This window comes from Pseudomonas sp. GM55 (genome assembly GCF_000282395.1).
GTDB lineage: Bacteria > Pseudomonadota > Gammaproteobacteria > Pseudomonadales > Pseudomonadaceae > Aquipseudomonas > Aquipseudomonas fluorescens_CC.
Window position 1 is genome coordinate 1 of sequence record NZ_AKJJ01000099.1, and the last position, 10,683, is coordinate 10,683.

Sequence of the window (10,683 nt, forward strand, 5' to 3'; positions counted from 1 at the left end):
CAGCGGTGGGCGGCCTGCAGGCAAAAATGGAAGCGTAGCGGCTACAGGGACTTGTTTGCGCCGTAGCGGTTGTTGCGCGCCGGTTCTTCTAGCGCATGAGGCTTAGATCCGGAAACTGCCAACCAATTGTTTCAGGCGCGTGGCCTGCTGCTCAAGGTCTGAGCAGGCCCGCAAGGTCGATTGAAGGTTTTCCACGCCTTCGCGATTCAGTGTGTTGATTTCGCTGATGTCCATGTTGATCGAATCGACCACGGCGGTTTGCTCCTCGGTGGCGGTGGCCACCGACTGGTTCATGCCGTCGATTTCGCCGATGCGTAGGGTCACACTGTTCAGGCGCTTGCCGGCAAGGTTGGCAATCTCCACGCTTTCCTGGCTGTGACGCTGGCTTTCACCCATGGTGCTGACCGATTCGCTGGCGCCCACTTGCAGCTCTTCTATCATGGTCTGCACTTGTTGCGCCGACTCCTGGGTCCGGTGCGCCAGGTTGCGCACTTCATCGGCAACCACCGCGAAACCTCTGCCGGCCTCGCCAGCGCGGGCCGCTTCGATGGCCGCATTAAGGGCCAGCAGGTTGGTCTGCTGGGAGATGCTGGTGATCACTTCGAGAATCTGTCCGATGTTCACGGTCTTGCTGTTGAGCGATTCGATGTGGGTACTGGAGGCGCTGAGCAGGCTCGAGAGTTGGTTCATCGACGCGATACTGCGATCCACCACTTGCTGACCGTCCTCGGCGAGATGGCGGGCAGCGCTGGCCTGGTGCGAGGCGTGCGCTGCGTTGCGGGCAATTTCCTGGGTGGCCGCGCCCAGCTGATTGATCGCGGCCGCAACGCTGCTGGTCCGGCTGGACTGCTCGTCGCTGTTGAACATCGACGCGTTCGATGCACTGACAACGCGTTGTGCGACTTCATTGACATGCTCGGTGGCCGATGACACTTCACGGATCGAGCCGTGAATACGCTCCACGAAACGGTTGAAGGCATTGCCGAGAATGCCGAACTCGTCCTGGCTCTGGATGCTCAGGCGACGGGTCAGGTCACCGTCGCCATCGGCGATGTCCTGCATCGCGCGGGTCATCGCGTGCAATGGCTGGATCAGCAAGCGGATCAGCATGCCGAGCAAAGCGATGATGATCACTACCGCAATGATGGTGGCAATGATCGCCGAGGCGCGGAAGTCGTTGAGCATCGAGAACGCCTGGTCCTTGTCCACGGACAGTCCGATGTACCAGTTGACCGACGGCAGCCCTTGGATGTGGGCGAAGGTCATGATGCGCGTCTTGCCGTCGACTTCGACTTCACTGAAGTCGCCGCTGATCCGCGGGGTGTTTTGTGGATACGCCTCGCCCAGGGACTTCATCACCAGCGATTTGTCCGGGTGCACCAGGATCTTGCCGTCGGCGCTGACCAGGAATGCATAGCCCATGCCGCCGAAGTTCAGCGCTTTGAGGTTGTCGATCAAGGTTTGCAGGCTCAGGGCACCGCCGACCACGCCAACGCTTTGCCCGGCGTTTTTCGACACGCTGGCAATAGTGATAACCGTCTGGTGTGTCGCTGCTTCGACATAGGGTTCAGTCAGGATACTGCTGGCATTGTTTTCAGCGCTCTTGTACCAGGGGCGAGCGCGCGGGTCGAAGTCGTCAGGCATTTTCGCGTCAGGGCGGATAATGAAACTGCCGCGGGCATCGCCCAGGAAGGAAGACAAGAAGGTTGAACTCATCGCCTTTTGCTCAAGTAATTTGGCAACTTCAGGCTGTTCGGAGTTGAGGACGATGTTCTGTGCGAGGTTCTCGATCAGCAGAATACGTCCGCTCAACCAGATCTGAATGTTGTTGGCCGCAATGTTGCCAGTCTCATGCAGGTAATTTTCCAGGTCCCGGCGGATCGCATTACGCTGAAAGTAGTCGTTATACAGCGTGAACGAGGCAAGGGCGGCGATGACGATGAGGGCGGCGGCAAGCAGGATTTTATGGCTGAAGCTCAGATTTTTGTTCATGGCTTGTGGGGTCCGCTAAGGTCTTGTTGCCCAGGGCGCTTTTGGACTCTGCGAAAAGCACGGGGCAGCTTTCAGCAACGCGCCTCATCTGTGACGAGGCGCGTCAGCGTTTCTTAGAACAGGCTCAGGGTGTAATTGAGGATCAGGCGATTCTCGTTGACATCGGAGCGGTAGTTGGAGCGCGCGGTGGCATTGCGAGCCAGGATACCGACGTTTTTCAGCGGGCCACTCTGGATGACATAGCCAAAGTCCAGATCGCGCTCCCACTCTTGGCCTTCAAAGTCGCCAACAGTCTTTACGTTGTCACCTTTGACGTAACGCACCATGGTGGTCAGGCCCGGAATACCCAGCACGGCGAAGTTGTAATCGTAGCGCGCCTGCATGGAGCGCTCGTCGGCGGAGTCGAACGCGTAGGTCATCACCTCGTTGCTCAGAGGGCTGACGTTGGCGAATACCCGGGCGAAGCCTTGATCACCGAACATTGCCTGATAACCCAGCGAGACTGTGTGCCCACCGTACTTGGCCGATAGAAGAGAGTGGAGTGCCTGGTTGTCCACTTCGCCTATCAGTTTCTTGCCATCGGCGCTGGAGTCGTAGTAACCGACGGTGGCGCCCAGCGTCCAGTTACCCAAAGGCTGGCTGTGCTTGAGGCTAAAGAAACGCTGGTTGTAGAGGTCTTCCAATTGGGCGTACCAGGCGCCAACACTGCTGCGCTTATCATTGAATGCATAATCGGCACCTGCGTAGTTGAAGTGGTCGGCGCTGGCTTGGCGTTTCACTACGGAACCGACCATGGCCTGCATTTTTTCGTCGCCTGCCTCGTCGCGCAAACTGGTGGAATGCAGTTGACCGCCCTGCAGCGTCAGTCCGTTGATCTCATTGGAGACCAGGCTGGCGCCTTGATAGGAGGGCGGGAGCAGGCGGGTATCGCTGAAGGTAAGCACGGGAAGGTTGGGTTGCAGTTCACCGACTTTCAATTCGCTGTTCGACAACCTGGCCTTCAATGCCAGGCCCAGGCGGCTGTATTCGTCGGCGGCCTTGCCGTCGCCATGCACTGGCAGTAATCCGGTCTTGACGCGATCCGGGCTACTGTCCAGCTTGAGGCCCAGCAGGCCAATGGCGTCCACGCCGAAACCCACGACACCTGGGGTATAACCGGATTTGACGTTGAGGATAAAGCCTTGGCCCCACTCCTGGGCTTTGGACTGTTGGTTGGGGCCAACGATGTCGGAGAAATCTCGGCTGAAGTAGTAGTTACGGGCCTGCAGGGTCGCGCTGGAGCCCTCGATGAAACCCCCGGCAGCCAGGGCCGAGAGTGGCGTCTGGAGAATGGCGATGCTTAAGAGCAGAGGCGTGTTTTTATTGATGTGGTTTTTCATGGATTCTTCTTATTAGATATTTTTCTTGGCATTCAGGTGTTTTTCGAACAACGGTTGCATGCGCTTCAACATGACGTGCCGTAGACCGCTGGCCTTTACCACCTCGAGAGTGATCGGCAGGGTCTTTGCGGCCAATGATTGGGGAGGAGAAGCCGACTGCCGCGACTTGTAGCGAGGCGCGCTTGAGCAAGCTTTTCATCGGCAAGCTCAAGGGCTGGAGGTTGTCTTCGCGACGAGTTGTCACCAGGCTGTGAGCGATCCATAAATGCGATCGACCACAGCCTGGCGGCAGTTTTTACAGGAACTCGAGTCCGGGGCTCAGTCCTGTGGCACAGCGCGGGCGGACATCTGCGCCTGAGCGTGGGGCTGGCGCAGGTAAACGAAACACATCGCCAGGGCGGCGACGGCTCCCGGGATGGCGAAGACCATAAAGTTATAGTGCAGTGGCAGTTGAATGCCGACCAGCACGCCCCCCAGAATCGGACCCACCATCGCACCTGTGCGACCGATGCCCGACGCCCAGCCGAGGCCGGTCGAACGTATGGTCATCGGATAGAACTGGGCAACCAAGGCCCACGCCAGAATTTGCGTACCAATGGTGCTCGCACCGGCTATCGCCACCAGCCCGTACAGGACTGCGGTAGGCGGTTTGAAACCGAGCAAACTGATGGATACTGCGGCGATGACAAAGAACACCACGACCACATTGCGCAGTTTGAAGCGGTCGCCAAGCCAACCACCACCGATGGCGCCAACGATCGCACCAAGATTCAGCACCATCAGAAACATCATGCTTGACCCCAGCCCATAACCGGCATTGAGCATCAGTTTCGGCAACCACGAGCCCAGCGCGTAAATCATCAACAGACAGCAGAAACACGAGGTCCAGAGCAGCAGCGTGCTGATTCCGCGGCCCTCGCGGAACAGTTGCATCAATGGCGCTCCGGCGGCTTTTTGCGTTGGCATGCTGAAGTCGTCTTTTGCCTGCGGGACAAAGCTTGGTTCAATCCGTTGCATGACATGACTCGCCTCGATCGTGCGACCTTGACGCACCATGAATCCCACGGACTCGGGCAATAACCGATAGATCATCGGTAGTAGCAGCAGTGGAATCGCTGCGACGTAGAACAGTGACTGCCAACCGAAACCTGGCAAGAGCACGACGCCCAGTCCTGCAGCGAGCATCCCGCCCACCGAGTAACCGCTGAACATGATAGCCACCAGCGTGCTGCGCAGTTTCTTCGGCGCGTATTCGCTCATCAGTGCTACCGCATTGGGCATTACGCCGCCAATGCCGAATCCGGCGATAAAACGACAGATGCCAAACTGGGTAGGGTCCGTGGAAAATCCACTCAGTACGGTGAATACACTGAACAGCGCGATTCCGCCGACAATGACGGGTTTACGACCGGTCCTGTCCGCGAGCGGGCCGAGGATCAGCGCACCAAACATCATGCCGAACAGCGCGGCACTACCCAGCGTGCCTGCCTGTACGGCAGTCAAACCCCATTCCTGCATCAGCGATGGCAACACCACGCCGTAGATCACCAGGTCGTAGCCGTCAAAAATAAGGATCAGCGTGGACCAGAACAGCACACGCCAGTGGAAGGGGTTGAAACGTGCCTCGTCTATCAATTGATTGATATCGATCTTTCGCATGGCATCTGACTCTTGTTGTTGTTTTTAGAAACCTGACCCTTTGCGGCGTGGAGCGACTGGCCGAGTGTCTCAGCCAGGAACACCTCCACGGGCCGGAAGGTTCATGCCGATAAGGCAAGCATCGGGTTCGTAGTCAGCAAGAGCAGGGCGCCTGCCTGTTCTGCGACGGTTATCTTGCGGTTTTGTGTCGTTCTCATCGTAAGGCTCTCTCGGAAGGTTCAGAACTCACGGCTTTGTCGTTCCATGCTCGATGATCAATGATTTTAGTCAGTATACTGATTATATGCATTGATCAAACTGATCCTTCAATCGACCCTGGAGACGAAGCGTGTCGTACATGCAGCCTTTGCCATCAATCACGTGCCAATGTGCCAAATTAGATCAGTACACTGACGAAATGATCGTTGCAGATGCCGTGTAGATTGTCAAAGTATTTGCTCGGGGGAGGGCTCTGAAAAGTCAACCGCAGGTCAGCCCGGAGCTAATCATTTGAGCCAGCTCAATACCCTGGGATAGGCGTTTGGCAATAGCCTTGCCAGCCAGAACATCGTGATTGATTTGTTGCCTGTGGGTATGCGGCGGTCGCCGAGGCGAATACCTTTTAGAATGTCGGCAGCACAATGTTGCGGCGAGGTGAGCAGCATCTATTGCGCGCTGACCGACACCTGTTCTTCCTCCCATCCCGCCAGCTTTACCCGCCGTCCGGCCTTTTCGATGTTGGTTTTGACCCCGCCAGGGTTGTACACAGACGGCATTCACTCCGCTGCCTGTTGCTGCTGATGCGAAGTTGACCTGGTTGCCGAAATTTCACTGACCTAGGCTGATGCTTCGTGAACTGTTACCTATGTGCTTGAACTGTTTTGTTACCTATGTGGGTGAGTCATACCCCTGGAAGATTTTCCAACTTGTTTGGAGGCCTTGCATAAACGGTAATTGGAGCCACCTCCAGCGCAATCGGGGCGTGCGTGCAGCCTGCCGCTCGGCCTGATGCTGGATGGCCGTAACTGGAATAGCCAGGGCCCCTACGAACGGATAGATGTCAAATGGCCACTTTTTAAGTATAAAGTCACTTCATTTGATATTCGACAGTGATAGTCCTTGATAGTGATGGGACTCTCATTGGCAACAGGATTTATTGGAGCTCAGGGATGGTTGCGGGAAAACGCAAAGTATTGATCAGTTGGGTAGGCGCCAACGATCTGAAAGCGGTGACCGATGGAGGATTGGGTCCCATTCTTTCGACGCTCACTGCTGGCGTCTTTGATGCTGTCGAACTTCTGTGCGCATATCCTGCCGAGCGTGTCGGGCCTTATCTTGGCTGGCTTAGCGAGCAAGTTGATATCCCGATCACGGCGCATGCCGAGCCGTTGTCCTCCCCCGTACATTTTGGTGAGATCTATCACGCAGCCCATCGGCATTTGCAGCAGTTGGTGGAAGGGGGAGTACAGCTTTCCATCTTGCTGACTGCAGGAACACCTGCCATGCAGGCTGTATGGATTCTCCTGGGCAAGACCCGTTATCCGGCGATTTTCTATCAATCCTCGTTGGAGCAAGGTGTCCAGCAGGTTGATATCCCCTTCGAAATCGCTGCCGAGTATGTTCCGGCAGCCAACGCTATCAGCAGCACTCAGTTGACGAAACTGTCCGGGCAGCGAGTGCCTGTTGATGCGGCGTTTGACAGCATCATTGCGCAAAGTGGTCGCATGCTGGCCCTCAAGGCACAAGCCCACGTGCTGGCTGAAAAAAGCGTGCCGGTCCTTATCTACGGTGAAACCGGTACCGGCAAGGAGTTGTTCGCCAGGGCCATTCATAACGCGGGGCCGCGCGCCGCGCAGCCGTTCATCACCGTCAACTGTGGTGCCATTCCCCCTGAGCTGGTTGATTCGGTGCTCTTCGGCCATAAAAAGGGTGCGTTTACCGGAGCGATCGCAGAGCGGCTTGGGGTGTTTGAGCAGGCGCATGGCGGGACACTGTTTCTTGATGAGTTCGGTGAGCTGACATTGGCTGTGCAGGTGCGTCTGTTGCGCGTACTGCAAGAGGGCACATTCACACCAGTAGGCGCCAGCCGTGAAGTGCAGGTGGATGTGCGCCTGATTACAGCCACTCACCGCAACCTGATGGCAGACGTAGCACAGGGCAGTTTTCGTGAGGACCTCTTTTATCGCGTCGCCGTAGGTGTCCTGCATCTGCCGGCGCTGCGAGAGCGGGACGGTGATCTGCTGCTGCTTACCGATGCGCTGCTGGCCGGTATCGGCAGCCAGGATCCCAGCCTCAAGGATAAGAAAGTTTCTCTCGAGGCCAAGGAGCTCATCCGACGACACCCGTGGCGCGGCAATGTCAGGGAGTTGCACGCCACATTGCTGCGCGCTGCGCTCTGGTGCCAGGGCTCGTTGATTACCAAGGGCGACATTGATCAGGCGTTGTTCAAACTGCCAGTTCAGGAGGCAGATCTGATGTCGATCGATGTCTCCCAAGGCGTTGACATAAACAACATCATTTCCAAAGTCGTGACCCATTACGTGCGTGGCGCACTGGCGGCAACTGGCCAGAACAAAACCCGAGCCGCCACGCTTTTGGGTTTGAACAGCCAGCAAACCCTGACTAAGTGGATAGAGAAGCACGGTGTCGAATAACACCCAGCGGTAAGAAACGTTACTTGAGAGTAATGAATATTACTTTTTTGTCGGCTTCTATTATTGGATTTTTATCATAACTTATTGTTTTTAAACAATAAATTAATTTGGCATGAAACTCGCTATAACCAGGACGTACCTAACTGTTTACCAAGGAATCCGTTGAAATGTCAGAACTCAAAAAATTCCAGATCCAAACTGCCCGCCCGCTGCCTGTGATTGTGCTGGCGGATACCAGCGGCAGCATGTTGGAGGGCGGCAAGATTGAGGCGTTGAACAAGGCGCTTCAGGACATGATCGCCACCTTTGCCGGTGAAAGCCGCCTGAGGGCCGAAATCCAAGTCAGCGTGATCACCTTTGGTGGCCGCAGCGCGGAGTTGAATCTGCCCTTGACCCCGGCACATCAAATCCAGAGTTTCAGCCAACTCACGGCTGAAGGCAGCACGCCGCTGGGAGGCGCGTTGCGTCTTGCCAGCCAACTGATCGAAGACAAAGACACAGTACCGTCCCGCGCCTACAAACCGGTGATTGTGCTGGTCTCCGACGGTTACCCCAATGACGAGTGGCAGGTACCTTTTGCGCAATTGCAAAATGGAGAGCGCTCCTCCAAGGCCACGCGCTTTGCCATGGGCATCGGTGCTGATGCCGACGTGAGCATGCTGGCCGACTTCGCCAATGACCCGGAAGCGCCGCTCTTTCAATCATCCGAGGCGCGCGATATCCATCGCTTCTTCCGCGCCGTGACCATGAGTGTCAGCGCGCGTAGTCAATCGGCTACCCCCAATCAGCCACTCCCGTTGGAGTTGCCTCCTGCCGACGATCAAGACTGGGAGTTCTGATGCGCCTGGCGGCATCGGGTGCGAAGGTCATCGGGCCGGGGCACCAGCAGGAAGGGTTAGCCAATCAGGACTCCATCGGCGTCTATGGTGTGCGCCAGGGATGGTGTATCGCCGTCTGCGATGGCCTAGGCAGTCGGCGTCTGAGCCACATTGGCTCCAGCATAGCCGTGCGACTGGTCAAGCAGCAGGTCAGGCAGGCCTTCGCCGCGTCCGCAGAAAAACTGGGCCAGGCAATACGCCTGTCCTGGCTTGAGTACTTCGGCACTCGCTATCGCGATTACGAAACCACCTGCTTGTGGGCGCGAGTCGATGCGCGTGGCCGGGGGCAGGCCGGGCAGGTAGGGGATGGGCTGGTGCTGCTCAAGAGCCGAGGTGCTTTTCGGGTGGTCAGTGCGACGCGCCAGGGGTTCGGCAACCAGACCAACACCCTGGCCCTGGCGGGCGAGGGGATTTGGGAAACCTGTGACTTCGAGCTGGTACTTCCCGGAGATGGGGTACTGCTGATGACTGACGGCATCAGCGACGACCTGATCCCTGAGCAGTTGGAGCCCTTTTTCGATGTGATTTACCGCCGCCTTGCCCGCAGCAACAAGCGCCGCATGCGCACCTGGCTGGAGCGAGAAATGTACGCCTGGTCTACGCCACTTCATGGTGATGACAAGAGTATCGCCGGTATTTTTCGAACGGATTAAAAACAATGACCGCTACGCAGCGCAGTACCAGGCAAGTCCTGGATGAAAAAGGCACTCGCTACGAGTTGTTGAGCGAGATGAGCCGTGGCGGGCAGGGTGTCGTGTATCGCACACACTTGCCCAATGTCTTGGTCAAGGGCTTTATCCACAAAGACCTCGATGCCAAGCAGCGCTGGCATCAACATATTGCCTGGCTGATCCGCCAGGATCTCAGCGGCCTGAAGTTGGCGCGACCGCTGGCGCTGCTTGAGCCGCCGCGCTTCGGCTACGTCATGGAGTTGATGGACGGGCTGGTTCCACTGCAAAGCCTATTGGACAGTTTTGTTGCCGCTGAGCACGATGCCGCCAGTGATTACTTGGCACAAGGCGGTTTGCGTCGGCGTATCCGCATTCTTTGCCAATTGGCGAGAACCCTGAACCAGTTGCATGGGCGCGGGCTGCTGTACGGTGACTTGTCCCCGGCCAACATTTTTGTGTCGGATGATCCGGGGTTTGCCGAAACCTGGCTGATCGACTGCGACAACATCAGTCTGCAAGCACACAGCGGCCTGACCCTGCACACCCCCGATTATGGCGCGCCAGAAGTCGTGCGTGGCGAGGCCTTGCTGTCGAGCCTGACTGACTGCTGGAGCTTTGCCGTCATCGCCTATCGGTTGTTGACCCACAACCATCCGTTCAAGGGTGAGCTGGTCGAGCAGGGTGAGCCGGAGGAAGAAGACGCGGCGCTGCGGGGGGAACATCCCTGGATCAATGATTTGGATAATCCCGAGAATGCCTGCTTTGCCAACCTGCCGATGCAACTGGCCGAACACAGCCGTTTGCCCGCGCTTTTCAGTCGTTGCTTCGAGCAGGGCAAGCACGATGCAACCGCCCGTCCGGGCATTGCCGAATGGTTGGAAGCCCTGACCGAGATCGACGAACGCATCATTGATTGCGCCGAATGTACCGCAACCTCGTTGATGCCCGGCGCGGGTGCAGACCTTGCGGACATGAACTGTTTTTTCTGCGATGCCCCGGTCGACGCCAACGTCGTGTTGTTCGAGGAGTTCATCTTCCTGCCGCAGGAAGAAAAGGACGCAGAATTTCCCGAACTGCCAGACAACCGCATCGCAACCGGCCGCCGCGTGTACTTGCAACAGGGTACAACCCAGGAGCTCAAGCGGCTGATGCCCTCGTTCAGCTACGACCGTTGGCCCACGGACCATGTGCGCATCGAATACACCGACAAGGGGTTGGGCATTCAGCCGCTGCCAGACAGCGCGTTGTACCTGCAACGGGACGGCGATCCCAAGCTGCTGGAGAAATTCCAGGGACTCAAGGAAGCACTGCGCGGCAAACATGACACGCCGTATCAGCTGCATATCGGTTCGCCCGAGAAATCCCATGTTATCTGGCAATTCCAGTGGTGATGACCGATGAACCTTCAAGAATTTCCTTTGTTTTCAGCGGATGTTCTGAGCCTTGTAACAGCTGAAGAAACGTCGGCTTT

General features: G+C 57.1%; 8 protein-coding genes and 1 pseudogene. 4 read left to right on the forward strand and 5 right to left on the reverse strand.

Features of this window, described 5'->3' with window-relative positions; all coding sequences use genetic code 11:
* Positions 1 to 102: 102 nt before the first annotated feature.
* From PMI31_RS31945 to PMI31_RS22880, 5 genes and pseudogenes are all read right to left on the reverse strand, one after another.
* Entirely contained in the window at positions 103 to 867 is a 765-nt protein-coding gene (locus PMI31_RS31945; RefSeq protein ID WP_443217034.1) for a methyl-accepting chemotaxis protein, read from the reverse strand.
* A gap of 93 nt (positions 868 to 960) precedes the next feature.
* Positions 961 to 1,992: pseudogene (locus tag PMI31_RS31950) on the reverse strand (HAMP domain-containing protein); the annotation flags it as partial.
* A gap of 113 nt (positions 1,993 to 2,105) precedes the next feature.
* A complete protein-coding gene (locus tag PMI31_RS22875) occupies positions 2,106 to 3,371 on the reverse strand; it encodes an OprD family porin (protein WP_008021173.1) in 1,266 nt (421 codons plus the stop codon).
* The gene (locus PMI31_RS30860) at positions 3,352 to 3,570 is read right to left on the reverse strand and encodes a hypothetical protein (RefSeq protein ID WP_157213300.1); all 219 of its coding nucleotides are present in this window, start codon (positions 3,568 to 3,570) and stop codon (positions 3,352 to 3,354) included. Before PMI31_RS30860 ends, PMI31_RS22875 begins: the two co-directional genes overlap by 20 nt.
* Positions 3,571 to 3,689: 119 nt before the next feature.
* Positions 3,690 to 5,030 (reverse strand): MFS transporter, encoded by a 1,341-nt coding sequence (locus PMI31_RS22880; RefSeq protein ID WP_008021175.1) that lies wholly within the window; start codon positions 5,028 to 5,030, stop codon positions 3,690 to 3,692.
* Between the two features lie 1,148 nt (positions 5,031 to 6,178).
* Here PMI31_RS22880 and PMI31_RS22885 point away from each other — a divergent pair.
* The 4 genes from PMI31_RS22885 (at position 6,179) to PMI31_RS22900 (ending at position 10,603) form a co-directional block, all read left to right on the forward strand.
* Positions 6,179 to 7,663 (forward strand): sigma 54-interacting transcriptional regulator, encoded by a 1,485-nt coding sequence (locus PMI31_RS22885; RefSeq protein WP_008021177.1) that lies wholly within the window; start codon positions 6,179 to 6,181, stop codon positions 7,661 to 7,663.
* Positions 7,664 to 7,830: 167 nt separating this feature from the next.
* Positions 7,831 to 8,502, forward strand: a complete 672-nt coding sequence (locus PMI31_RS22890) for a vWA domain-containing protein (RefSeq protein ID WP_008021179.1) — start codon at positions 7,831 to 7,833, stop codon at positions 8,500 to 8,502.
* Entirely contained in the window at positions 8,502 to 9,194 is a 693-nt protein-coding gene (locus PMI31_RS22895; protein WP_008021181.1) for a PP2C family serine/threonine-protein phosphatase, read from the forward strand. The genes PMI31_RS22890 and PMI31_RS22895 overlap by 1 nt, the downstream gene beginning before the upstream one ends.
* A gap of 5 nt (positions 9,195 to 9,199) precedes the next feature.
* The gene (locus PMI31_RS22900) at positions 9,200 to 10,603 is read left to right on the forward strand and encodes a protein kinase domain-containing protein (RefSeq protein ID WP_008021183.1); all 1,404 of its coding nucleotides are present in this window, start codon (positions 9,200 to 9,202) and stop codon (positions 10,601 to 10,603) included.
* The last annotated feature ends 80 nt before the right edge of the window (positions 10,604 to 10,683 follow it).